The 22715-nt window shown below is 71.9% G+C and carries 27 protein-coding genes and 1 tRNA gene; 12 read left to right on the top strand and 16 right to left on the bottom strand.

The window, feature by feature from the left end; all coding sequences use genetic code 11:
* Positions 1-26 precede the first annotated feature (26 nt).
* Positions 27-1100, top strand: a complete 1074-nt coding sequence (locus AB0F89_RS01250) for a sensor histidine kinase (protein WP_367131688.1) — start codon at positions 27-29, stop codon at positions 1098-1100.
* Complete coding sequence (locus tag AB0F89_RS01245) at positions 1091-1729, top strand: response regulator (RefSeq protein WP_367131686.1); 639 nt, start codon at positions 1091-1093, stop codon at positions 1727-1729. The genes AB0F89_RS01250 and AB0F89_RS01245 overlap by 10 nt, the downstream gene beginning before the upstream one ends.
* On the opposite strand, the gene AB0F89_RS01240 is transcribed toward AB0F89_RS01245, so the two are convergent.
* The gene (locus AB0F89_RS01240) at positions 1714-2358 is read right to left on the bottom strand and encodes a DedA family protein (protein WP_367131684.1); all 645 of its coding nucleotides are present in this window, start codon (positions 2356-2358) and stop codon (positions 1714-1716) included. The two genes, AB0F89_RS01245 and AB0F89_RS01240, sit on opposite strands and share 16 nt — an antisense overlap.
* 87 nt (positions 2359-2445) lie before the next feature.
* Complete coding sequence (locus AB0F89_RS01235; RefSeq protein WP_367131682.1) at positions 2446-2862, bottom strand: SRPBCC family protein; 417 nt, start codon at positions 2860-2862, stop codon at positions 2446-2448.
* Between the two features lie 35 nt (positions 2863-2897).
* Here AB0F89_RS01235 and AB0F89_RS01230 point away from each other — a divergent pair, with 35 nt between their 5' ends.
* Entirely contained in the window at positions 2898-3452 is a 555-nt protein-coding gene (locus tag AB0F89_RS01230) for a TetR/AcrR family transcriptional regulator (protein ID WP_367131680.1), read from the top strand.
* Between the two features lie 11 nt (positions 3453-3463).
* Positions 3464-4414 (top strand): GTP-binding protein, encoded by a 951-nt coding sequence (locus AB0F89_RS01225; RefSeq protein WP_367131678.1) that lies wholly within the window; start codon positions 3464-3466, stop codon positions 4412-4414.
* Between the two features lie 40 nt (positions 4415-4454).
* On the opposite strand, the gene AB0F89_RS01220 is transcribed toward AB0F89_RS01225, so the two are convergent.
* Positions 4455-4528: transfer RNA gene (locus AB0F89_RS01220), tRNA-Leu, on the bottom strand.
* Between the two features lie 130 nt (positions 4529-4658).
* Between AB0F89_RS01220 and AB0F89_RS01215 the strand changes: the two genes are divergently transcribed.
* The gene (locus tag AB0F89_RS01215) at positions 4659-4880 is read left to right on the top strand and encodes a DUF3618 domain-containing protein (protein WP_367131677.1); all 222 of its coding nucleotides are present in this window, start codon (positions 4659-4661) and stop codon (positions 4878-4880) included.
* 19 nt (positions 4881-4899) lie between these two features.
* On the opposite strand, the gene AB0F89_RS01210 is transcribed toward AB0F89_RS01215, so the two are convergent.
* Together AB0F89_RS01210 and AB0F89_RS01205 are read right to left on the bottom strand one after the other, a co-directional pair.
* Positions 4900-5514 carry a TetR/AcrR family transcriptional regulator gene (locus AB0F89_RS01210; protein WP_367131675.1) on the bottom strand — a complete coding sequence of 205 codons (615 nt, stop codon included), beginning with the start codon at positions 5512-5514 and terminating at the stop codon, positions 4900-4902.
* A gap of 95 nt (positions 5515-5609) precedes the next feature.
* Complete coding sequence (locus tag AB0F89_RS01205) at positions 5610-5870, bottom strand: hypothetical protein (RefSeq protein WP_367131674.1); 261 nt, start codon at positions 5868-5870, stop codon at positions 5610-5612.
* A 211-nt stretch (positions 5871-6081) separates the two neighbouring features.
* On the opposite strand from AB0F89_RS01205, the gene AB0F89_RS01200 reads away from it, so the two are divergent.
* A complete protein-coding gene (locus AB0F89_RS01200) occupies positions 6082-6582 on the top strand; it encodes an LPXTG cell wall anchor domain-containing protein (protein WP_367131672.1) in 501 nt (166 codons plus the stop codon).
* Here AB0F89_RS01200 and AB0F89_RS01195 read toward each other — a convergent pair.
* Entirely contained in the window at positions 6560-7189 is a 630-nt protein-coding gene (locus AB0F89_RS01195; RefSeq protein WP_367131670.1) for a TetR/AcrR family transcriptional regulator, read from the bottom strand. The genes AB0F89_RS01200 and AB0F89_RS01195 overlap by 23 nt on opposite strands.
* Positions 7190-7266: 77 nt before the next feature.
* Here AB0F89_RS01195 and AB0F89_RS01190 point away from each other — a divergent pair, with 77 nt between their 5' ends.
* Entirely contained in the window at positions 7267-8754 is a 1488-nt protein-coding gene (locus AB0F89_RS01190; protein ID WP_367131668.1) for a flavin-containing monooxygenase, read from the top strand.
* A 142-nt stretch (positions 8755-8896) separates the two neighbouring features.
* On the opposite strand, the gene AB0F89_RS01185 is transcribed toward AB0F89_RS01190, so the two are convergent.
* The 5 genes from AB0F89_RS01185 to AB0F89_RS01165 all read right to left on the bottom strand — a co-directional run bounded on the left by AB0F89_RS01185 (position 8897) and on the right by AB0F89_RS01165 (position 13888).
* Positions 8897-9613, bottom strand: coding sequence for a type 1 glutamine amidotransferase (locus tag AB0F89_RS01185; RefSeq protein ID WP_367131666.1), 717 nt, complete (start codon positions 9611-9613; stop codon positions 8897-8899).
* Positions 9610-10788, bottom strand: coding sequence for a MurT ligase domain-containing protein (locus AB0F89_RS01180; protein ID WP_367131664.1), 1179 nt, complete (start codon positions 10786-10788; stop codon positions 9610-9612). The genes AB0F89_RS01185 and AB0F89_RS01180 overlap by 4 nt, the downstream gene beginning before the upstream one ends.
* 115 nt (positions 10789-10903) lie before the next feature.
* The gene (locus AB0F89_RS01175; protein ID WP_367131662.1) at positions 10904-11386 is read right to left on the bottom strand and encodes a helix-turn-helix domain-containing protein; all 483 of its coding nucleotides are present in this window, start codon (positions 11384-11386) and stop codon (positions 10904-10906) included.
* Positions 11387-11516: 130 nt separating this feature from the next.
* Positions 11517-12188, bottom strand: a complete 672-nt coding sequence (locus AB0F89_RS01170) for a vancomycin high temperature exclusion protein (RefSeq protein WP_367131660.1) — start codon at positions 12186-12188, stop codon at positions 11517-11519.
* A gap of 23 nt (positions 12189-12211) precedes the next feature.
* Positions 12212-13888, bottom strand: a complete 1677-nt coding sequence (locus tag AB0F89_RS01165; RefSeq protein ID WP_367131659.1) for an LCP family protein — start codon at positions 13886-13888, stop codon at positions 12212-12214.
* A gap of 372 nt (positions 13889-14260) precedes the next feature.
* Here AB0F89_RS01165 and AB0F89_RS01160 point away from each other — a divergent pair, with 372 nt between their 5' ends.
* Positions 14261-17221, top strand: a complete 2961-nt coding sequence (locus AB0F89_RS01160) for a glycine--tRNA ligase (protein ID WP_367138642.1) — start codon at positions 14261-14263, stop codon at positions 17219-17221.
* Between the two features lie 64 nt (positions 17222-17285).
* Here the strand turns inward: AB0F89_RS01160 and AB0F89_RS01155 are convergent, their stop codons facing one another.
* Positions 17286-17459: a hypothetical protein gene (locus AB0F89_RS01155; protein ID WP_367131657.1), complete on the bottom strand. Its 174-nt coding sequence runs from the start codon at positions 17457-17459 to the stop codon at positions 17286-17288.
* A 310-nt stretch (positions 17460-17769) separates the two neighbouring features.
* Here AB0F89_RS01155 and AB0F89_RS01150 point away from each other — a divergent pair, with 310 nt between their 5' ends.
* On the top strand, positions 17770-18879 hold the full coding sequence (locus AB0F89_RS01150; protein ID WP_367131655.1) for a sugar ABC transporter substrate-binding protein: 1110 nt from the start codon (positions 17770-17772) through the stop codon (positions 18877-18879).
* Positions 18880-18882: 3 nt separating this feature from the next.
* Here the strand turns inward: AB0F89_RS01150 and AB0F89_RS01145 are convergent, their stop codons facing one another.
* Positions 18883-19377 carry a winged helix-turn-helix transcriptional regulator gene (locus AB0F89_RS01145; RefSeq protein WP_367131653.1) on the bottom strand — a complete coding sequence of 165 codons (495 nt, stop codon included), beginning with the start codon at positions 19375-19377 and terminating at the stop codon, positions 18883-18885.
* Positions 19378-19457: 80 nt separating this feature from the next.
* Between AB0F89_RS01145 and AB0F89_RS01140 the strand changes: the two genes are divergently transcribed.
* Both AB0F89_RS01140 and AB0F89_RS01135 read left to right on the top strand, forming a co-directional pair.
* The gene (locus AB0F89_RS01140) at positions 19458-20114 is read left to right on the top strand and encodes a DUF899 domain-containing protein (protein ID WP_367131651.1); all 657 of its coding nucleotides are present in this window, start codon (positions 19458-19460) and stop codon (positions 20112-20114) included.
* Positions 20115-20119: 5 nt separating this feature from the next.
* Positions 20120-20554, top strand: coding sequence for a pyridoxamine 5'-phosphate oxidase family protein (locus AB0F89_RS01135; protein WP_367131649.1), 435 nt, complete (start codon positions 20120-20122; stop codon positions 20552-20554).
* On the opposite strand, the gene AB0F89_RS01130 is transcribed toward AB0F89_RS01135, so the two are convergent.
* Positions 20551-21273 carry a hypothetical protein gene (locus tag AB0F89_RS01130; RefSeq protein WP_367131647.1) on the bottom strand — a complete coding sequence of 241 codons (723 nt, stop codon included), beginning with the start codon at positions 21271-21273 and terminating at the stop codon, positions 20551-20553. The genes AB0F89_RS01135 and AB0F89_RS01130 overlap by 4 nt on opposite strands.
* 22 nt (positions 21274-21295) lie before the next feature.
* A complete protein-coding gene (locus AB0F89_RS01125) occupies positions 21296-21628 on the bottom strand; it encodes a hypothetical protein (RefSeq protein WP_367131645.1) in 333 nt (110 codons plus the stop codon).
* A gap of 245 nt (positions 21629-21873) precedes the next feature.
* On the opposite strand from AB0F89_RS01125, the gene AB0F89_RS01120 reads away from it, so the two are divergent.
* Entirely contained in the window at positions 21874-22080 is a 207-nt protein-coding gene (locus AB0F89_RS01120; protein WP_015098655.1) for a cold-shock protein, read from the top strand.
* A gap of 93 nt (positions 22081-22173) precedes the next feature.
* On the opposite strand, the gene AB0F89_RS01115 is transcribed toward AB0F89_RS01120, so the two are convergent.
* Entirely contained in the window at positions 22174-22593 is a 420-nt protein-coding gene (locus AB0F89_RS01115; RefSeq protein WP_367131642.1) for an ester cyclase, read from the bottom strand.
* Positions 22594-22715: the final 122 nt, after the last annotated feature.

Below are 22715 nucleotides of genomic sequence, written 5' to 3'. Positions count from 1 at the left end.
CAATCGGGTCGACTAACCTCGACCAGGTGCACAGGGGGTTGCGCGCCGTTGCCGGACTGTTGCTCGGCTTCCTGACGGCGCTGCTGGATCTGCTGGTCGTGGCGTTCGCCCGGGGTTCGACCGTCGCGGTCGCCGAGCTCGAACGGCGGCGGCTGCGGTTCTGGTTCGGGATCGAGAGCGCCGAGCCGACCAGGGAGCGGGCGGTGCGCTACCTGGCCGTCCGCGCGCCGGTCGGGCTGTTCGGCGGGTTCGTGCTGGCCTGGCTGTTCTACGGCCTCGCGATGGGCGTGATCGTGGTGTACCGGCTGTTCGCCGGCGGCCCGCGCAGCGGCTTGGACCCGTCCGACGGCTTGACCGCGTTCCTGTGGACCGGCTTGATCGGCCTGGTCCTGCTCTACATCGAGGTGCAGGGCATCATCGGCGTGGTCGCGCTGGAGGGCAGGGTCGCCCGCCGTTGGCTCGGCCCGAGCGAGGCCGAGCTGCTGCGCCTGCGCATCGACGAGCTGGCCGCGAGCCGGGCGGGCATCGTGGCGGCCGTGGACGCCGAGCGCAGGCGCATCGAGCGGGACCTGCACGACGGCGTGCAGCAGCGGCTGGTGGCGCTGGGCGTGCTGCTCGGCCGGGCCCGCCGCCACCCCGAGCACGCCGACGACCTGCTGGCGCAGGCGCACGAGGAGTCCCGGCACGTGCTGGACGACCTGCGCGAGGTCGCCTGGCGGGTCTACCCGGCGGCGCTGGACTCGTTGGGCCTGGTCGACGCGCTGGAGGCGGTGGCGGACCGCTCGGCGATCCCGGTGCGCATCCGGTGCGCGCCGCTGCGCGCCGAGCCGTCGGTGGAGACGGCGGTGTACTTCGTGGTGTGCGAGGCGGTGACGAACGCGGCCAAGCACTCGGGTGCGACCATGATCGGCGTGGACGTCACCGAGGAGGCGGGCGCGGTGCGGGTGCGGGTCGCGGACGACGGCGTCGGCGGCGCGGACCCGGCCGGCGGCGGGTTGGCCGGCCTGTCCCGGCGGGTGCTCGCGCTGGACGGCGCGTTCGACGTGACCAGCCCGGCGGGCGGACCCACGGTGATCACCGCGGAGGTGCCGTGCGGGTGATCCTGGCCGAGGACTCGACGCTGCTGCGCGAGGGCCTGGTGCGGCTGCTGGTCGAGGAGGGGCACGAGGTGCCCGCCGCCGTCGGCGACGCGGAAGCGCTGCTCAGCGCGGTCGCCGAGCACCGGCCGGACGTCGTGGTGACCGACGTGCGGATGCCGCCGACCAACTCCGACGAGGGCCTGAGGGCCGCGCTGGAGATCCGCAGGCGGTTCCCCGGCGTCGGCGTGCTGGTGCTGTCGCAGTACGTCGAGCAGCGCTACGCCGTCGACCTGCTCACCGGGCACGCCGACGGCGTGGGCTACCTGCTCAAGGACCGGGTGGTCCAGGTGGAGGAGTTCCTGGACGCGCTGCGCCGGGTCGGCGCGGGTGACGTGGCGTTCGACCCGGAGGTGGTGCGGCGGCTGCTGGCGCGCACGAGCCACCCGCTGGACGTGCTGACCGAGCGGGAGCGCCAGGTGCTGGCGCACATGGCCGAGGGCCACACGAACGACGCGATCGCGTCCCGGCTGCACGTCTCGCGCAGCGCGGTGGAGAAGCACATCAACTCGATCTTCGACAAGCTCGGCCTGTCCGGTGTGGACGGCTACAGCAGGCGGGTGCTGGCGATCCTGCGCTACCTGCGGGCCTGAGCCTCCTCGTCCTTCTCCTCGTCCGGCTCCTTGTTCCGCTGCTTGAGCCGCGACACCACGAACCAGCCGAGGGCCAGCACCACCAGGCCGATGACGACCTTCGTGACAACGCCGAGGTACTGGTCGACCAGGTGGTAGTTCTCGCCGAGCACGTAGCCCGCGAGGATCAGCGCGGTGTTCCAGATCAGGCTGCCCGCCGCGGTGAGCAGCAGGAACCCGGGCAGCGGCATGCGCTCGACGCCCGCCGGGATGGAGATGAGGCTGCGGAAGACCGGCACCATCCGGCCGAAGAACACCGTCGCCTTCCCGTGCCGGGCGAACCAGTCCTCGGTCTTGTCCACGTCGGACACCTTCACCAGCGGTACCCGCTGCGCGATGGCCCTGATCCGGTCACGGCCGAGCACCGCGCCCAGGTAGTACAGCGCCAGCGCGCCCGCGACCGACCCGGTGGTGGTCCACAGGATCGCCGCGAACAGGTTCATCTTGCCCTGGCTGGCGGTGAACCCGGCCAGCGGCAGGAACAGCTCGCTCGGCAGGGGCGGGAACAGGTTCTCCAACGCGATCGCGATCCCGGCGCCGGGCGCGCCGAGCGTTTCCATCAGGTCGGTCACCCACGAGACGACATCCATGGTTCCACCGTACGAACGCGCCGAGGTCGCCACCATGAAGCCGGCCGCACAGCCGGGGTGCGGAAAACCCCAGTCCCCGGGCGACGGTCAACGTGCGGCGTGCGCCGCCAGGCCGTTGGCGTAGCGCGAGAGCACGGCCTGGAGCAGCAAGCGGTAGAGCCCGCCCGTGCCCCGCGTCCTGGGCTCGAACGACGAGTGCCAGTGGATCGTCGTCCCGCCGCCGTCCGGCGCGAGGTCGATGAACGCCCGGTAGTCGCGGATCGCGAGCCCGGACAGCAGGACGTAGCCCACCCGCCGGTTCGGCGTCAGTTCGACGACCTCCTCCCTCGTGAGCGACTTGCGGCCTTTGTTCTTGAATACCCGGACTTCGCCGACCCCATACGCGTCACCGGCGCGTTCCCGCTCGTACCGCACCACGGGCGACCACTCGGGCCACGTCGAACTGTCCGCCACCAGCCGGTAAACCCGTTCCGGCGGCGCGGAACTGCGCACTCGGACGTCCACTCTCTGTACCATGTGGTACATGTACCATCCGGTACATGGCAGGACAAGGGACGTCCAGGCAACGCCTGCTCACCGCCGTGGTCGAGCACCTGGCCGGGCACGGCCTGGGCGAGGTGAGCCTGCGCCGGCTGGCCGAGGCGGTGGGCACCAGCCACCGGATGCTCCTCTACCACTTCGGCTCGATGGAGGGCCTGCTGGTCGAGGTCGTCCGGGCGGTCGAGGCGAAGCAGCGGGCCGTGCTGGCGGCCCTGCCGGCCGACGACCCCGCCGAGGCCGCGCGCGCGTTCTGGCGGGTGCTGACCGACCCGGCGCTGCGCGCCCACGAGCGGCTGTTCTTCGAGCTGTACGCCCAGGCGGCGCAGGGCCGTCCGGGCACGACCGCGCTGCTGGACGGCATCGTCACCGACTGGCTGGAACCGGTGGCCGCCGCCGAGCGCGCCCGCGGCCACCCGCCCGAGGTCGCGCTGGCCCGCGCCCGGCTCGGCCTGGCCGTCACCCGCGGCCTGCTGCTCGACCTGGTCGCCACCGACGACGAGCCCGCCGTGACCGCGGCCATGGAGCAGTTCATCGCGCTCATGGCCGGCACGTAGGATCGCTCGGCGTGAAGCGGATCCCGGTGATCGTGGTGGCGGGGTTCCTCGGCTCCGGCAAGACCACGCTGCTCAACCACCTGCTGGCCGGCAGTCGCGGCACCAGGGTCGGCGTCGTGGTCAACGACTTCGGCGCCATCGGCGTCGACGCGATGAGCGTGGCCGGCCAGGTCGACTCCACCGTCTCGCTGAGCAACGGCTGCCTGTGCTGCGCGATCGACGTCAGCGAGCTCGACGCCATGCTCGCCAAGCTCGCCCCGCTGGTCGACGTGATCGTGATCGAGGCCAGCGGCCTGGCCGAGCCGCAGGCCATGGCGCGCATGGTGCTGGCGAGCGAGAACCCGCGCCTGACCTACGGCGGCCTCGTGCTGCTGGTCGACGCCGCCGAGTTCCCCGACGACCTGGCCCGGCACCTGCGGGTGGCGGACCTGGTGGTGCTGAACAAGGTCGACCGGGTGGCCGACGCGTCGGCGCTGGTCGAGGAGGTCGACCGGCTCAAGCCCGGCGTGCCCGTGGTGCGGTCGACGTTCGGCGCGGTGGACCCGGCGCTGCTGTTCGACCCGCGGCCGCGCGAGCGGCACGGCCAGCTGTCCTTCGAGGACCTGGTGGAGGAAGAGCACGACCACGTGCGCTACGACAGCGTCGAGTTCACCGGCGGCGCGATGGACCCGGTGCGGCTCATGGCGTTCCTCGACGCCCGCCCCGAGGGGCTGTACCGGATCAAGGGCTTCGTCCGGTTCGACGTGCCCGGCCACCGGCAGCGGTTCGGCCTGCACACCGTCGGCGCGTTCCTGCGGTTCGAGCGCTCGGCCTGGCCGGGACCGCGCCGCACCGAGCTGGTGCTCATCGGCGCGGGCCTGGACGTCGACGCGACCCGCGCCGCCCTGGCCGCCTGCGAGGAGCCGGACCCGGCCGCGGTCGACCCGCAGTCGATGCTCGAAGTCCTGCGCTACACGGGTTGAGCGACCCTCGGCGGACGCCGCCGAGGGACCGCCGGTGACGTGGGCTCGGAGAGACTCGAACTCTCACTGGCACGGACCTAAACCGTGTGCCTCTGCCAATTGGGCTACGAGCCCGGCGTGGGTCAGCTTATCGGCAGGGTGCGGCGGCCCGGTGTCGAGGGACACCGCACCCGTCGCCGGGTTGGGCCCGCCCGGCCGACCTCCCTCCACTACGGTTGAGGTCAGACCGCAGCTAGGAGGAATTGTGGCCCGCGACCCCGACACCATCCAGCGCGAGATCGAGCAGGCTCGCAACGCGCTGGCGGCGACCCTGGACGAGCTGGGGACCAGGGCGAACCCCCAGCGCTTCGTCGAGTCCGGCAAGGAGAGCGTGCGCGCGAAGCTCGACGAACCCAAGATCCGGTACTCGCTGATCGCGGTGGCCGTGCTCGTCGGGTTCGCCTTGCTGCGCAAGCTGTTCCGCTGACCGCGGAGCCGGAGGTGCGCTACTGCCCCTCGGCGACGAGGGGCATCAGCACCTGGTCGACCACGCGGTCGACGAAGGCGAGGTCCAAGGGGTCACCGGTGAGCATCAACCGGTAGATGAGGGCCGCGCCGGCGATCTCCACCGCCATGCCGCGCGGCGCGTCCGGCCGCAGCTCGCCGCGTTCGTCGGCGCGGTCCAGGATGTGGCGCAGCACGTTGCGCTGGGCGATGAGGAACGTGTCGCGGAACGCCGTGGCCAGCTCGGGCTCGTGCGGCAGTTCGCCGACCAGCGCCTGCGCGGCCTTGCCGATCGGGCCGGACAGGAACGCGGCGAACGCGCTCAGGAACTCGCGCAGGTCGCCCGCCAGCGTGCCGGTGTCCGGCTCGGCCAGGTTGCGCTGCGCCAACTGGGTGCACGTGTCGATCACCAGGTCCAGCTTGGACTCCCACCGCCGGTAGATGGTCGCCTTGCCGGCCCGGGCGCGCGCCGCGACGGCGTCCATCGTCAGCGCGCGGTACCCGACTTCGGCCATCACCTCCAGCGCGGCTTGCCGCAACGCGTCGTCCCGGCTGGCGTCTCTCGGTCTACCTCGTTGCGGGGTCCGAGTCGCCCCGCTGAACACCGGTGTGGCCATCTCTGCGCTCCTGTCGCCTTTGGCCGGACATCCTAGGCCGCGGCACGCCGAACGCAGGCTCCGGAAGCCGGCTCACGCGTGGCGCGGCTTCGGGTTCACCCCCTTGCCGGCGGCGCCAGGCCCGCGCGGGTGTGCAGGTACGCCACCGAGAACGCGAACGCGTCGCCGTCCAGCATGTGCACGACGGCCCGCTTGGCGAACCCGGCCGCGATCTCGTCCACCAGCTGGTCGGCCGCCAGCCTGGCCGCGATGAGGCCGGGCGCGGTGGCGTCGAGCTCCTGACCGTCGGCGCGCACCGTCACCTCCCAGTCGTCGCCTGCGCGCCGGTAGTTCGCGGTGATGGGCAGAGTGATCATGATCGGCCTTCCGTCGGACGTCTTGCTCCCATCTGACCTGGTTCTATCGTGATCAGCTCGTGGTCCCGGCTATCGGGTGCGGCTGTCGGGCGGTCTTCTCCACTCGAATGGCTTACCTCTCGGCTGCCACGGAGGGTGCGCGTTCGGTAACGCGGAGCGCTGGGTGTTCGATAGGCCGTTCAGACCAACGCAGTTAGTCCGGGAGGACCTGATGAGCCGTCGAACGACCGTTGCGGTGTGCCTGGCGCTGGGGCTGCTGGCCACACCGGGGGTCGCGCTGGCCGACTCGCCGTGGCCGGCGCCCGACGTGCCGGGCGGGTGGAGCGAGCAGACGCCCAGGGGTGACGTGTGCGAGGAGGAGGACCGGCAGGAGCGCGGCGACCCGCCTTGCCACACCACGACCGACGTGTCGCCCACGACCACGTCGGCGGGCACGTCGACCCAGGCGACCACGACGACGACCGACGTGGCGGGCACGTCCGCGACCTCCGCGACGACCACGACCACGGACGTCGCCGGCACGTCGGCCACCGCCACCACGTCCGGCGTGCTCGGCACGAGCGCCGCCGTCGTGCCGAAGGCGCCGCCGCGGTCCGAGCGCCCGGCGTTGGCCCGCACGGGCGCCACGCCGCTGTGGGTGGGGGTCGGCGGGCTGGCGCTGCTGCTGTCCGGCGCGGGCCTGCTGCTGGTCAGCCGCCGTCGGCGGGCCTGACCGGGCTGAGCCTGCCGGCCACGCCCCGCCAGACGACCTCCATGACGTAACGGGTCGCGAGCGCGGGCCCCACCTCGGGCCTGCGCTCGCACCACAGCGCCAACCGCTCGGTCGAGCCGACCACGATCTCGGCGAACGCCTCGGCCTCCACCGGGTCGATGTCGGAGTCGAAGCTCCCGATCACGGCCGCGATCAGGTCGGTCTGCTGCCGCCGGATGCCCTCGACCTCCTCGACCGCGGAGGGCACGGTGATCGCCGCCTCCTGGCGCAGCAGGGACCACGACTGCTTGTGCTCGGCGATGAACTCGAAGAACGCCGTCAGGCCGCGGCGCAGCACCTCCTCCGGCCCGTCCGCGCCCGTGACGGCCTGCTGCGTGCGTTCGAGCAGTTCGGTGCGGGCCCGGTGGATGCAGCCGATGAGCAGGCCCTCCTTGGAGCCGAAGTACTCGTAGAGCATCGGCTTGGACACCCCGACCCGTTCGGCGATCTCGTCCATCGACGCCGCCAGGTAACCGCGCTCGGCGAAGACGACCTCGGCGACGTCGAGCATCTGCGCCTTGCGCTGCGCCTTGGGCATCCGCCGGCGGCGCGGCTCGGTGGTGGTCACGAGTCGAGACTACCGGAGGTAACTTACTTCGAGTAACCTACTGACCGGTATGTCAGCCGAACGTGGAGGAGACGGGCATGCACCGTGAGGTGAAGGTCCTGGTCATCGGCACGGGCTTCGCCGGCCTGGGCATGGCGATCGAGCTGAAGCGCACCGGGGAGCGCGACTTCGTCGTGCTGGAGAAGGCGAGCGACCTCGGTGGCACCTGGCGGGACAACTCCTACCCCGGCTGCGCCTGCGACGTCCCGTCCCACATGTACTCGTACTCGTTCGAGCTGAACCCGCGCTGGTCGCGGATGTTCGCCCGGCAGCCGGAGATCAGGGACTACCTCCAGCGGGTGGCCGAGAAGTACCGGCTGCGCGAGCACATCCGGTTCGACAGCAAGGTCGGCGGCGCCCGGTGGGACGAGGACGCGAAGGTCTGGCACGTCTCCACCGAGAACGGCGACACGTACACGGCGAAGTCCGTGGTCGCGGGCGTCGGCGCGCTGCACATCCCGAACATCCCCGTGCTGCCGGGCATCGAGCGGTTCGAGGGCAAGGCGTTCCACTCCGCCGAGTGGGACCACGACTACGACCTCACCGGCAAGCGGGTCGCGGTGGTCGGCACGGGCGCGAGCGCGATCCAGTTCGTGCCCCGGATCGCCGACCGGGTCGGGCGGCTGACGCTGTTCCAGCGCACGCCGCCGTGGGTCATGCCCAAGATGGACCGGGGGATCACCACGTGGGAGCAGAAGCTGTTCCGCGCGCTGCCGTTCACGCAGCGGCTGTACCGGGACTTCGTGTACTGGACGCGTGAGTCGAGCGCGCTGGGGTTCGCGGTGAACCCGAAGATCATGGAGTTCGCGCAGAACATCGCCAAGCGGCACCTGCGGAGCCAGGTGCCGGACGAGGCGTTGCGGGCGAAGCTGACGCCCGACTACACCATGGGCTGCAAGCGGGTGCTGATCAGCAACGACTACTACCCGGCGCTGACCAGGCCGAACGTCGAGCTGGTGACCGACGGCATCGCCGAGGTGCGGGCGAACGGCGTGGTCGACCGGGCGGGCGTCGAGCACGAGGTCGACGTGATCATCTACGGCACCGGGTTCCACGTGGTCGACTCGTTCGACTACCTGGACATCACCGGCAAGGGCGGGGTCGACCTGGCCGGGATGTGGCGGGAGAAGGGGATCGAGACCTACTACGGGATCACCGTCTCGGGCTTCCCGAACCTGTACTTCCTGCTCGGCCCGAACACCGGCCTGGGGCACAACTCGGTGGTGTTCATGATCGAGTCGCAGATCCGGTACGTCCGCCAGTGCCTGCAGCTGCTGGACCGCCACCACGCCGACGAGCTGGACGTGCGGCCGGACGTGCAGGCCCGGTTCAACCGCGAGCTGCACCGCAAGCTGCGCAAGGGCGTGTGGACCGAGGGCGGCTGCAAGAGCTGGTACCTGGACGCCCAGGGCGTCAACCGCACCGTCTGGCCCGGCTTCACCTGGCGCTACTGGATGCGCACCAAGACCGTCCGCGCCGAGGACTACACCCTGACCCGCGCCCGCCGCACCCGAATCCCCGCCTGACCGCTCACCACACCCATCCCGAACGCAGAACTCGGGGTACCTGAGCGTTCGACTCGCGAAACGTGAGTGTTCGACTCGCGCGAGTCGAACACTCAGGACCCGCGAGTCGAACGTTCGCGTACCCCGAGTTCTGCGTTCGCGGTCAGGTGGAGACGCCGGCGGCCTTGGCGCGCTCGGCGCGCAGGCGCGTCACGTCGGGCAGGTCGAGGGGGCGCAGCTTGACGCCCGTCGCCCACTCGATCAGCAGGTCGGCGATCTGCGGGTTGCGCGGCAGCACGGGCCCGTGCAGGTAGGTGCACAGGATGCGGCCCTGGACCGCGCCCTCCACCGAGCCGTCGTTGCCGGTGCCCACCTTCACGTGCGCCAGCGGCCGGGCCGACGGGCCCAGCACGGTTCGGCCCTGGTGGTTCTCGAACCCGGTCAGCAGGCCCTCGAACAGGCCGTCCGCCGGGGTGGCGATGACCTCGCCGATGGCCCGGCTGCCACCCGCGTGCGACGTCGAGTCGAGCAGCCCGAGACCGGGGTGGGTCACCTGGTCGGCCCGGGTGAACGACTCGCCGAAGATCTGGATGCCCGCGCACACGCCGAGGATCACCGCGCCGCGCGCCGCCGCCCGCTGCATGCCCGGGTGCTCGCGCAGGTGCCGCACGGCCAACGTCTGCGCCGTGTCCTCACCGCCGCCGACCACGTAGATGTCGCACGACTCCGGCACCGGCTCGCCGAACCGGATGGTGACGATCTCGGCGGAGATGCCCCGCCACGTCATCCGCTTCTCCAGCACGACCGCGTTGCCGAAGTCGCCGTACGTGCCCAGCAGGTCGGGCAGCACGAGCGCGATCTGGACCTTGCTGGTGCTCACTGGGCGGCCCTCGCGTTCAGGTCGCGGAATGCGGTGTAGTTGGCGATGACCTCGACCGGTCCGGTCGGCATGGCGTCGATCGCCAGCAGCGGGTCCGGCACGATCGTGTGCTCGACCTCGGCGTAGGTCAGCCGCACGGCCAGGTCCGTCGCCCGCTCACCGGACGCGATCACCTGCCGCCCGCGCAGCCGCTCGAACGGCACGTCCCACAGCCACGACAGGTCGCGCCCGTCGGCCTCGTGCGCGTTGATCACGAGCACCGCGGGGTGGTCGGCCTCGCGCACGACGGTCAGCGTCTCGCTCCACCCGGCCGGGTTCTTGGACAGCAGCAGCCGGGCCCGGTGCCCGGACCGCTGGATCGTCCGGTACCGACCGGCCACGTTGGACACCGCGCGCAACCGCTGCACGGCCTCCTCCACGGGCACGCCGAGCGCCACCGCGGCGGCCGTGGCCATCACGGCGTTGGCCTGGTTGAACTTGCCCGGCAGCCGCAGCGCCAGCTCGACCTTCACGCCGTTGGGCGCGACCAGGTATCCGTCGCCGGTCACCCACTGCGGGCGCGGCCGGGCCAGGTCGCACCCGGTGCAGTGCCAGTGCTCGCCCTCCCAGCGGATCGGGTCGCCGCAGCGCGGGCACGAGGCGGCGTCGTTGTGCCAGCCCGTCCCGGTGGCGACCCACACCACGTCGGCGCAGTCGCGGGCCGCGGACGTGACCATGATGTCGTCGCAGTTGGCCACCACGACCCCGGTCACCGACCCGAGCGCCGTGCGCAGCGACCGCTCGATGGTGCGCACCTCGCCGACCCGGTCGAGCTGGTCGCGGCTGAGGTTGAGCAGCACCGCCACGGCGGGCGACGCGGCCCGCACGACCTCGGGGAAGTACCCCTCGTCGACCTCCAGCACCGCGTACGGCGCGTCGGGCTGCTTGGACAGCGCGGTCACGTGCCCGTCGGGCATGTTCGCGCCGCCGTGGTTGGTGGCGACCTCGCCCAGGAACGACACGGCGCGACTGAGCATCATCGTGCTGGTGGTCTTGCCGTTGGTCCCGGTCACCAGGGCGACCGAGCGGCCGGACGTCAAGTGCGCCAGCGCCTGCGGGTCGAGGCGGAGCGCGACCCGGCCGCCGATCATGCCACCGGCGCCCAGACCCATCTTCTGCGACAGCTTCGAACTCATGTTGCCCAGTCGCACGGCGGCTGCGGTGCGCAGCGGCAGGCGGCCTGGGTCTGCACCTGGAGTGTTCGGCAAGCGACTTCCTGCGTCCGTCAGGGGAGGGGGGAGGACCCCGATGCTACCGGGGACGCTGGTTGTCCAGCTCCCGCAGGGTCCGGATCAGGTCCACCGTGCTGAGCTGGCACAACTGCGCCATGTACTCCAGCGCGGGCAGGTCGAGGTGCACCTCGGGCGGCTGGCCGGGGACGAGGTGCGCGAGCTTGCCCTGCGCCCAGCGGCGCAGCGGCAGCAGTTGCGGTCGCGTGTCGGCGACGACCGTGGCCAGGTCGACCGCGAGGTGCCCGGCCGGTGCGTCACCGAACACCCGTTCGTGCACCCGCGCCAGCACCTGGTGCGCCGGCACTCCCAGGGCGACGCAGATCTCCACCAAGCGGACCACCGAGCACTGGCGGGTGCCCAGTTCGTAGGTGGCCAGCGTTTGCAGCGAGATCTCGCTCTGCAGCCGGCGGTTGAGCTCCTTGCGGGTCCATCCGCGCTGCTTGCGAAGGCTGCGGAGCTCATCACCGAGCACGCGCTGGTACGCCGCTGTGTCGATCTGCACCGTCGATCCTCCAGTCCACCGGGGCCCGGCAGACCCCACGCAGATGGAAAGCGCGACAAGCCGATCGCTTACGCGAGATGTCCGATTTATCGCCCGATCAGTCTAATCGAATGGTACCGAGAGTAGAGTTTCAACGCCGTTCGAGCGCACTGGTGACGCCGTCCTCGCGCGGTCCGAGGAACCGCGGGTCCGGCTTGGCCACCAGGCCGTCCCACATCGCCTTGCCCGCCGCGACGCCCTCCCGGAAGTGCCCGTAGGCGGTGGTCGACCACCACCGGCCGGACGTGTCGTGCCCGACCCCGAACGCCTCGATGCCCGCCGAGCGGCACAGCGCCACCGCGCGCGGCAGGTGGAACTCCTGGGTCACCACGGTCGCCCGCTCGACGCCGAAGATCCGCTTCGCCCGCGTGCACGAGTCCCAGGTGTCCAGCCCCGCGTAGTCGGCCACCACGACGTCCGCCGGCACGCCCTTCCCGATCAGGTAAGCGCGCATCGCGCTCGGCTCGTCGTACTCGGTGGTGCTGTTGTCGCCGCTGACCAGCAGCACCTCGACCTTGCCGCGCCGGTGCAGGTCGGCGGCCACGTCCAGCCGGCCCGCCAGGAACGGCGTCGGCGTGCCCGCCCTGGTCAGGCCCGCGCCAAGGACCAGCGCCACCGGCGCGTCCGGGACGTCGGCCGCCGAGTGCCGGTACCCGGCGCTGCTGGTCTGCACCCACACCCACGGCGTGACCGCGAGCACCGCCAGCAGCCCGAGCGCGACCAGCACCCGCTTCCAGCGCAGCCGTCTGATGAAGCTCCCCACGTGACTACCCCCCGAGTCGACGGTCAGTTGACGCAGCGCACCCCGTCCGCCGCGATGGGCGGCTCGGTCGTCGTGGTCGTGCCCGGCTGCTGCCGCGCGCCGTCCAGGCCGACGAGCGGCGCGCCGACCAGGCCCTGCGTGCCCGGCCCGGAGTAGTCGGAGCCGACGAACACCCTGGCGCGGCCGGCCGGGATGTCGTCGTCCTGCTCCAGCTCCAACCCGCCCAGCGCGTCCGCGACGGCCTCGGCGCCCGCCTCGCCGCCCACGCCGTAGCGCACCACGGACGTGTCCAGGGGCGCGGCGTTGTCGGTGTCCCCGCTGGTGAACCCCTTGGCGACCAGCGCGTCGAGCACCCGGCCCGCCAGCCCCGGCGAGCCGGAGGCGTTGCGCACCTCGACGGTGACCGCGGCGTGGTCGATGGCGGGCGCGGTGGTGGTCGTCGCGTTCGGGTCGGCGTTGAGGTTCTTGAAGAACTTCTTGACCTCGCGCTGGTCGACCTCGACGGCCAGGCCGTCCTCGGGCGTCGACAGCTCGGGGTTGCCGGTCGGGATGGTCTCGAACGTCAGGTTGCCGCCGGTCAGGTCCTTCATCTGGTTGGCGAACCGCAGCACGTCCCAGTCCTGGTCCAGCACGATCGACTTGGTCAGCGCGTCGATCAGCGAGCTGAGCTTGCCGGGGTCGGACAGCGTGCCCGCGGACAGGATCTGCTTGGCCAGGCCCGCCATGAACACCTGCTGGCGCACGATGCGGTCGAGGTCGCCGCGCAGCAGCCCGTACCGCTGCCGGACGAACGCCAGCGCCTCGCGGCCCTGGATCCGCTGCGGGCCGGCGGCGAAGTTCGCGCCGGACATGTCGTCGCGGGTGGCCTGGTTGAGGCACACGTCCACGCCGCCGACGGCCTTGGTGATCTCGTAGAACCCGACCAGGTTGATCTCGGCGTAGTGGTCGATGGTGACGCCGGTCAGGCCCTCGATGGTGCCGATGAGGTTCTTGGCGCCGCCCTGCCGGGACTGCACGTCGAGCTGCGCCGGGTCGCTGACGCCCTTGCCCTCCAGCTCGGCGATCGCCTCGCTCTTGCCGTACCCGTACGCCGAGTTGATCTTGTGCCGGCCGTAGCCGCCGGCGATCTGCACGTAGGAGTCGCGCGGGAACGACACCGCGACCGCCTTGCCGCCGTCGTTCGGCACGTGCATCAGGATCAGCGTGTCGGTGTTCAGGCCGCCGTCGTTCTCGTTGCCCGCGTGCAGCTCGTCCAGGATTTCCTGGGGCAGCGGGTTGCCCTGGGCGTCGGTGCGGCTGTCCATGCCGACCATCAGGATGTCGACCGAGCCGTCGGCGGGCTTCTCGCCGCCGCCCTCGGCGCTGATGACGTCGGTCTTGGTGATCTTCTCGGTGAGCGCCGTGTAGTTCGCCCAGCCGTAGCCGGTGCCCAGCAGCACGGCGACCGAGAACAGCGCGAGGACCGCGCGGCCGAAGAGGGAACCGCCGGTCGACCTCGCGGGCGGACGTCGGCGCGGCGGACCGGCCGCCGGTCGCGGTCGCTGCGCGGCCGGTCGCTGAGCCCCGGGGCGCTGGGCGGGGCGGTCACCGGCGGCGCGCTGACCGGTCGGTCGCTGACCCGCGGCCGGCCGGGGTCGGCCGGCGGGCTCGCCGCCCGCCCTGGCGCGTTCGGGCCTGACCGGGTTCACCCGTTCCGGCATGGCACGTCGCGGCTGGTCACCGGGCACCTGCCCGCGTTGACCCGCCGGACGGCCGGGGTGCGCGTCGAACCCCCGCCCCGGCGGCTCCTGGCCGCGCGGGGGTTGGCCTGCGGAAGGACTCCGAGGGTGAACGGGTCGCCTGCGGAACCCGTCGGGTTCGCCTGGCCTCGGCGGCCGGTTGTCCACTCCCACTCCTCCCATGTACCCGGGTATGACCCAATGGACGCACGGCGGGCCACCCGGGTTGCCATCAGCGTCGCACAGCCGTTGCGCCGGACGTGGTGATACCGGCAGGCGACGGGGCCTGACCAGGTCGGTTACCCGATTGTGAGGTCGGCCCGGGTGCGTTCGTAGACTGCTGCCGTGCTGACCATGCAGGATGCGCTGCTCGCGCTGACCAGGTACTGGACCGAACGGGGCTGCGTCGTCGTGCAGCCGTACAACACCGAAGTCGGCGCCGGCACGCTGAACCCGGCCACCGTGCTGCGGGTGCTGGGTCCGGAGCCCTGGCGCGTGTCCTACGTCGAGCCGAGCGTGCGGCCCGACGACGCGCGGTACGGCGAGAACCCGAACCGGCTGCAGACCCACACCCAGTTCCAGGTCATCCTCAAGCCCGATCCGGGTAACCCCCAGGAGCTGTACCTGGGCAGCCTCGAAGCCCTGGGCATCGACGTCCGGGCGCACGACGTGCGGTTCGTGGAGGACAACTGGGCCTCGCCCGCGCTCGGCGCGTGGGGCCTGGGCTGGGAGGTGTGGCTGGACGGCTTGGAGATCACCCAGTTCACCTACTTCCAGCAGGCCGGCGGCATGTCGCTCGACCCCGTGTCGGTCGAGATCACGTACGGCATCGAGCGCATCATGATGGCACTCCAGGGCGTCGACCACTTCAAGGACATCGCCTACGCGCCCGGCATCTCCTACGGCGAGGCGTTCGGCCAGGCCGAGTACGAGATGAGCCGCTACTACCTCGACGACGCCGACGTGGAGGCCAACAAGCGGCTGTTCGAGGAGTACGCCGCCGAGGCGCGGCGGATGCTCGACGCGCGGCTGCCCGTGCCGGCGCACAACTACGTGCTGAAGTGCTCGCACGCGTTCAACGTGCTCGACGCCCGCGGCGCGATCAGCACCACCGAGCGGGCCCGCGCGTTCGGGCGGATGCGCGGCCTGGCCCGCGAGGTCGCCCAGCTGTGGGCGGCCCGCCGCGAGGAGCTGGGCCACCCGCTCGGCCTGGCCGAGGCGCCCGCCGCGGCCGCGCCGCCGGCGTCGTTCGCCGAGGTCCCGGAGCCGGGCACACTGCTGTTCGAGATCGGCGTGGAGGAGCTGCCGCCGGCCGAGGTGACGCGGACCGTCGAGGCCGTCGCCAAGGCCGTCGCGGACAAGCTGGGCGCGACCAGGCTCGCGCACGGGCCGGTCGAGGCGCACGGCACGCCGCGCCGCGTCGTGGTGCTGGTGCCCGACGTCGCGCCGCGCGAGCCGGACGCCGAGAAGACGGTGCGCGGGCCCCGCGTGTCGGCCGCGTTCGACGCCGACGGCAACCCGACCAAGGCCGCGCAGGGCTTCGCCCGCGGCCAGGGCGTCGACGTGGCCGCGCTGGGCCGGGTCACCGAGAACGGCGTGGAGCACGTCGCCCTGGTCCGCACCGACCCCGGTCGCGGCGCGGTCCAGGTGCTCAGCGGGTTGCTCGGCGAGGTGGTGTCCGAGCTGCGCGCCGAGAAGAACATGAAGTGGAACGACCCGAAGCTGTCGTTCTCCCGCCCCATCCGCTGGCTGCTCGCCCTGCTGGGCACGACGCCGGTGCCGGTCGCGGTGTCCTCGCTGACCGCCGAGCCGAAGACCCGCGTGCACCGCACCGCGGCCGTGCCGGTGGTCGAGGTGCCCGCGGCGGACGGCTACCTGGACTTCCTGGCCGGGCACGGCATCGACGCGTCGGCCGACCGGCGGCGGGAGGCCGTCGTGGCCCGCGCCGAGGAGCTGGCCGCGTCCGTCGGCGGCGTGGTGGACCTGGAGGGCGTGCTGGACGAGGTCACCAACCTGGTCGAGCGCCCGACGCCGATCCTCGGCTCGTTCGAGGAGCGGTACCTGGAGCTGCCCGCGCAGATCCTGACCACGGTGATGCGCAAGCACCAGCGGTACCTGCCGGTGCGCGCGCAGGACGGTTCGCTGCTGCCGCACTTCGTGGCGGTGGCCAACGGCGAGGTGGACGTCGACCTGGTCCGCGCGGGCAACGAGGCCGTGCTGCGCGCCCGGTACGAGGACGCGGCGTTCTTCTGGCGGGCCGACCTGCGCACGCCGCTGGCGGACATGCGGGCCGGGCTGGAGAAGCTGACGTTCGCCGACAAGCTCGGCTCGATGGCGGACCGGGCCGGTCGGATCGCGGTGCTGGCGCGGCGGCTGGCCGAGGTGGTCGGCGCGGCCGACGACGCGCTGGACCGGGCGGGCGAGCTGGTCAAGTTCGACCTCGGCTCGCAGATGGTGATCGAGCTGTCCAGCCTGGCGGGCGTGATGGCCCGCGAGTACGCCGTGCGGGCGGGGGAGTCGCCGCAGGTCGCGCAGGCGCTGTACGAGATGGAGCTGCCCCGGTCGGCGGGTGACGCGCTGCCGTCGTCCACGCCCGGCGCGCTGCTGTCCCTGGCCGACCGGTTCGACCTGCTGGCCGGGCTGTTCGGCATCGGGGCCAACCCGACCGGCAGCTCCGACCCGTTCGGGCTGCGGCGGGCGGCGCTGGGCGCGGTGAGCGTGCTGCGGGCGTTCCCGGAGCTGAAGGACGTCACGGTGACGAAGGCGCTGGCGCTGGCGGCCCAGGAGGTGGAGGCCCAGGGGCTGGAGGTGTCGGCGGAGGCGTTGGACGCGGCCCGCGAGTTCACCGTGCGGCGCTACGAGCAGCAGCTCCTGGACGCCGGGCACGACCACCGGTTCGTCAACGCCGTGCTGCCGCTGGCCGACGCGCCCGCGGTGGCCGACACGACGCTGGCCGAGCTGACCGGGCTGGCGGGTGACCCGGACTTCGCCGCGCTGGTCGCCGCGCTGCAGCGGGTGCGGCGGATCGTGCCGGCGGACACCGCGGGCGAGTACGACGCGCAGGCGTTGACCGAACCCGCCGAGGTGGCGCTGCACAAGGCGCTGGCCGACGTGCCCGCGGGCGTCACCGGGCCGGCCGCGTTCGCCGTCGGGGCGGCCGGGCTGACCGGGCCGGTGAACACTTTCTTCGACGAGGTGCTGGTGATGGCCGAGGACGCCGACGTGCGGCGGGCCCGGCTGGGGCTGCTGGCCGCGATCCGCGACCTGGCCGCGCCGGTGCTGGACTGGCAGGCGCTGGGCGCCGCGCTGGGCTGATCCCCGGGAAAACCGAAGATCCCCGCCCCCCGGTCACCCGGTGGGCGGGGATCGCCGCATGTGGCTACATGTCGCGGTTGTCGGCCAGGACGCTCGACTGGGACTGCGCCAGTGACTGCGAACTGGTGACGGCGACGGTGTGGTCCGGCGTGACCTCTTCGGCGGCAGCCGGCCCGGCGCCCAAGGCGAGCAGTGCCGCGGCGGTCGCGGCCACCAGCGCTGCGGGGACGATTCTCACGCTGCTTCTCCTCACACACCCGGCCAGGGTTCGGCACGCGACACCATCGCACAAAAATCCCCGGAACGGGAGCCCCCTTTCACAACCGCTTGGTTCCGTGACCAATCGGGTGCGGAGCGTGATAACAGCGGTGTGTAACGGTCCCACCTGCGAGTTCGATGTTCCCGGAAGCCTGGCTGACCGAATGTTGCGGCCCATTTGGAGCCGCCGGGTTGCTACGTCTTGACGAACCCGCACCCGGGAAGGTGGAATTCCGCGACATTACGTATTTCCGCTGTCAGGTCGATGTGCCCGTGCAAGGGGTTGGCGAATGCGAAGGCTGGCAAGGGCCGTGTCCTGCGGTCTCCTCGTCCTGTTCGTCGCCGGCTGCGCGGCGGAGGTCGACCCGCTCGCCCCGCCGACGGGGAGCCGGGCGCCGAGACCGGTCGTCGGCGTCATCCTGCCGGACCGCTCGTCGTCGGACCGGTGGGAGGAGCAGGATCGGCCGCTGCTGCTCCAGGCGCTGAACTTCGCGGGCGTCGAGGGCATGATCGAGAACGCGGACGGTGACGAGAAGAGGTTCGCGAGCATCGCCGACGAGATGATCGCGCGCGATGTGAAGGTGCTGATGACGACGCCCCTGAGCCCCGAGGGCGGCGCGGAGGTCGAGCGCAAGGCCAAGGAAGCGGGCATCCCGGTCATCAACTACGACCGGATCAGCCTCGGCGGGCTGGCCGAGTACTACGTGTCGTTCGACAACCTGAACGTGGGCGAGCTGCAGGCCGAGGGCCTGCTGCGGTGCCTCGGCGACAAGCGGGGCGCGCAGATCATCGAGCTGCAGGGCTCGCCCACGGACAACAACGCCACGCTGTTCTTCGACGGCCAGCGCCGCAAGCTCGGCCCGATGTACGACAGCGGCGCGCTGGACCTGGTCGACAGCAAGGCCATCGACCGGTGGGACCCGCTGATCGGCAAGGCGGCGTTCGAGCAGGTGCTGTCGGCCAACGGCGGCAAGGTGGACGGCGTGGTCGCGGCCAACGACGGGCTGGCCGCCGTGGCGATCGAGGTGCTGAAGGCCGAGGGCCTGGCCGGCCGGGTGCCGGTGACCGGTCAGGACGCCACGGTGGAGGGCCTGCGGGCGATCCTGCGCGGCGACCAGTGCATGACGGTGTACAAGCCGATCCGGGACGAGGCCGAGGCGGCGGCGCGGCTGGCCATCGCGGTGGCCCGCGGCGACCTGAGCGGCGCGGACGACCTGGCCACCGGGAACACCCGCGACCTCGTCGCGCGGCGGGACGTGAAGTCGGTGCTGCTGGGCGCCGACCTGATCACCCGGGACAACGTGCGGTCGCTGGTGGCGGAGGGCGCGGTCAAGCCGATCGACCTGTGCGCGGACGACACCGCGGACGACTGCGCCGAGCTGGGCATCCTGGCCAACTGAGGGTCACGTCGGCTGAGCGGCGGGCGTGGGCTCGGGTGCGGTGGGCGTGACGGCTCCGGGTCCCGGCAGCACGTCGATGTCGGTCGGGCCCATCGGCTCGCCGCACGCCGAGCAGTGCAGCTCCACGTGCGCGATCCGGCCGCACGCCCGGTGGCGGTAGAGCGCGGGCGGACCGGCGTCGCCCGCCGTCCAGCGGTCGCCCCAGCGCACCATGACCATCAGCAGCTCGACCAGCTCGGTGCCCTTCGCGGTCAGCGCGTACTCGTGCCGCGGCGGCTTGGCCGAGTACTCGCGCCGTTCCAGCACGCCCTGCTCGACCAGCCACCTCAGCCGCTCGGCGAGTACCTTGCGGGAGATGCCGAGATCGTCTTGGAGCTGGTCGAAGCGGCTCACGCCCACGTAGACGTCGCGCAGGATCAGCGGTGACCACGGCTCGCCGATGACGTCCATGGTGCGTGCGATCGAGCAGGCCATGTCGCCGAACCGGGTTCGCTGCACGGCGCCAGTCTACGCCAACAGTTCCCTTAAGGAACTAAGTGCGCTACGGTCAGTTCCCTCAAGGAACTTGGAGGTGCGCGATGGCTCGACCGACCGTGGTCACACCGCAGGAGTGGCAGGCCGCCCGGGACGAACTGCTGGCCGAGGAGAAGGAGCTGACCCACGCGCTGGACGCGTTGGCCGCCCGGCGCCGCAGGCTGCCGATGGTCCGGCTGGGCGCCGACCACGAGTTCACCGCGCCCGACGGCGCCGTCGTCGGCCTCGCGGACCTGTTCGACGGGCGTCGGCAGTTGGTCGCCTACCACCACATGCTCGCGCCCGGCAGCGACCACCTGTGCACGGGCTGCTGCTCGTTCACCGACAACCTCGGCGACCAGACCCACCTCAACGCCCGCGACACCCGGCTGGTCCTCATGTCCCGCGCGTCGCAGGAGCAGATCGCGCCGGTGCGGGAGCGGATGGGCTGGACGGTGCCCTGGTACACGTCCGGCCAGGCGTTCTACGACGAGCTGGGCCTGGGTGGCGGGTTCGGGCTGAGCGTGTTCCTGCGCGACGGCGACGAGGTCTTCCGCACCTACTTCACCACCGGGCGCGGAGTCGACCGGCTGCGGCTCGACTTCACCCTGCTCGACCTCACCCCGTACGGGCGCCAGGAGCGGTGGGAGGACTCGCCCGAGGGCTGGCCGCAGACGCCCACCATGGAGTGGCTGCGCCTGCGCGACGAGTACGAGGTCTGACCGCCGTGCCCAGGACCATGACCGAGGCCGAGCGCGCCGACTTCCTCGACCTGCCGCACGTCGCCGTGCTCAGCGTCGCCGCCGCCGACCGCCCGCCGCTGACCGTGCCCGTGTTCTACGCCCACCGGGACGGCCTGATCACGTTCTTCACCGGCACGCGGGGTCGCGCGGCGCGCAAGACCCGGCTGCTGGAGGACGCGGGCGCGTTCAGCCTGTGCGTGCAGCAGCCCACCGCCCCCTACCGCTACGTCACCGTCGAGTGCGAGGTCGAGCGCGCCGACCGCGCGCCGTCCACCGCCGACGTGCACGCCGTGACCGGCCGGTACCTGCCCGACGAGCACGCCCGCGCGTTCGCGGAAGCCGAGACCGCCGACCCGTCGGGCACGTTCGTCCTGTTCACCGGCCGACCGGTGAGGTGGCTGACCAGCGACTTCGGCTAGCCCTCCTCGTCGTGCCGCCCGGAGATGAACTCCTGCACCCGGATCTTCACCTGGATGAGCGGCTGGCGGATGCGGGCCTCCCGGCGGTACGCGCGGCGCAGCTTCCGCGAGCCCTCGGTGTAGCGCCAGCGCGCCCACGGCGAACCCGGCCTGGCCAGCCGCAGCGCGCCGATCTCCGGCAGCACGGGCACCAGCAGCCCGAGCAGCCCGGTCCACACCTTGCCCTTGAGCAGCGCCACGATGGCGAACCCGAGGTTGACCAGGATGATCAGCACCCGCAGCGCGACGCCCTCGCCGTAGAACTCGTCGTAGCCGAGCGGCCGGGCGCCGAGCAGCAGCAGGCCGGTCATCCCGATCGCCAGGAACACCGCGTCGACCGACAGCCGGCCGTCCTTGGTCCAGTACACGTCCCGCAGGTGCAGGATCAGCGCGAACTCGTCGAGCACCAGGGCCGCGCCGACGCCGAGCAGCGCCGCCGCGCCGACCCGCACCCCGTGCTGGTCGTCCGGCACGGCCAGCCCGATCACGCCGCCCAGCATCAGGAAGACGGCGCCGAACACGACGTGGTGGATGTGCGTCCCGCCGGGGGTGATGTTCCCCGGCCACCAGCGCACCTTGGCGCGGATCAGGCGGACGCTGATCCGGATCAGGACGAAGGTGAGCACCAGGCCGACGAAGAAGAACAGCAGCCGGGACTGGGGCAGGTCGAGCGAGCGCACACCCCATCTTCACCCAGGGGGCCTACTTGAAGTGGACGCCACCCTGGATGTCCCCGGCCTGCACTACGGGACCGTGCGTGGTGCCGGATATCTGGTTGGTCACCCGGCCGGTCTGCGTCACGGCGTGGTGCGCGCGCAGCTCGGCGCCGAACGCCGGGTCGTCCCCGATGGTGCGCTCCAGCGTCTCGCTCAGCGCTCTGACCTGCGGCGAGCCCGGTGGAGCGCCTTCGGCGGCGGTGAGCGCCGCGGTGGCGACGGGGTCGTCGGCGAACTTCACCCGCACCAGCTCGTACAGCCCCGCGACGGTGCGCGCGGCCAGCGAGGCGGCGATGGAGAGCAGGACCGGCTCAGGCATCGTGGACTCCCGGTGATCGAACCCCTGCTCACCGTAGCAGTGCGACTCGCCGCATTCTTCCGCTCGACTGACGCCGGGATCTCGTGGTTGACTGTCTTCGGTCGTACCTTTCTGTGTTCGTGTTCCACCACGCTCGCGGAACGGAGTTGCGGGCGCCGAACTTTCCTCGCCAGGAAGGGCCGGGGCCCTAGCTGACCCGGTGGTCGCAAGCGCGATCCGGCACCTGTTAGAGGAGAAGTAGCAAGATGGCAGTTCAGGGCACCGTCAAGTGGTTCAACGCGGAGAAGGGCTTCGGCTTCATCTCCCCGGACAACGGTGGCGCCGACGTGTTCGTGCACTACTCGGAGATCCAGAGCAACGGCTACCGCACCCTGGAAGAGAACCAGCGGGTGGAGTTCGAGATCGGCCAGGGCCAGAAGGGCCCGCAGGCGCAGGCGGTTCGACCGCTCTGACCTAATCCGGGTCACCACCAGGACCTGGATCTTTTCGGGCCGCCACCTCCGCCAGCGCGGGGGTGGCGGCCCGAATCGTCGGACCGGGTGCTCTCAGGTGGTCAGCGCGGGCGCCGGGTCGACCCCGCCGCCGTAGACCCGCTTGCCGACCAGCCGGGCGTCGTCGAAGACGAAGAACGCCGTCGTGCGGACCTGGAACGGCCGCCCGGTCGGCTCCTCGCCGCGCAGGCTGCCCAGGTGGGTGCCCCGCAGCTCCAGCTCCACGATCACCGCGTCGTCGGCGTGGTGCAGCTCCACCAGCGTGCTGTGCTGGTCCGGGATCGCGTCCCGGACCCGGGCGTAGTAGCCGGCGACCTCGGCCCGCCCGTCGAACACCTGCCCGGTCGCCACGATCTCGCAGCGCGGGTGGTCGAAGGCGCCGACGGCGGTGTCGAACTCGTGCTCGTTCTCCGACTCCAGGTGCTCCAGCACGATCGCCTCCCGCAGCGCCCGCAGTGCTTTCGACGCGGTCATGCGCGCGATTCCCTCCGGTTCGTCGGTAGCTGACGACGAAACACGGACGTGGGACACCAGTCAAGACGGCATCCGCCGCACCGGGCGCGCGCTGGTCCGTTCGCGCACCCGGGTTCGGCCGG

The organism is Saccharothrix sp. HUAS TT1 (assembly GCF_040744945.1).
Lineage (GTDB): Bacteria > Actinomycetota > Actinomycetes > Mycobacteriales > Pseudonocardiaceae > Actinosynnema.
Note: the sequence above shows the minus strand (reverse complement) of the source record. Positions and strands in the feature narration are given on the sequence as shown.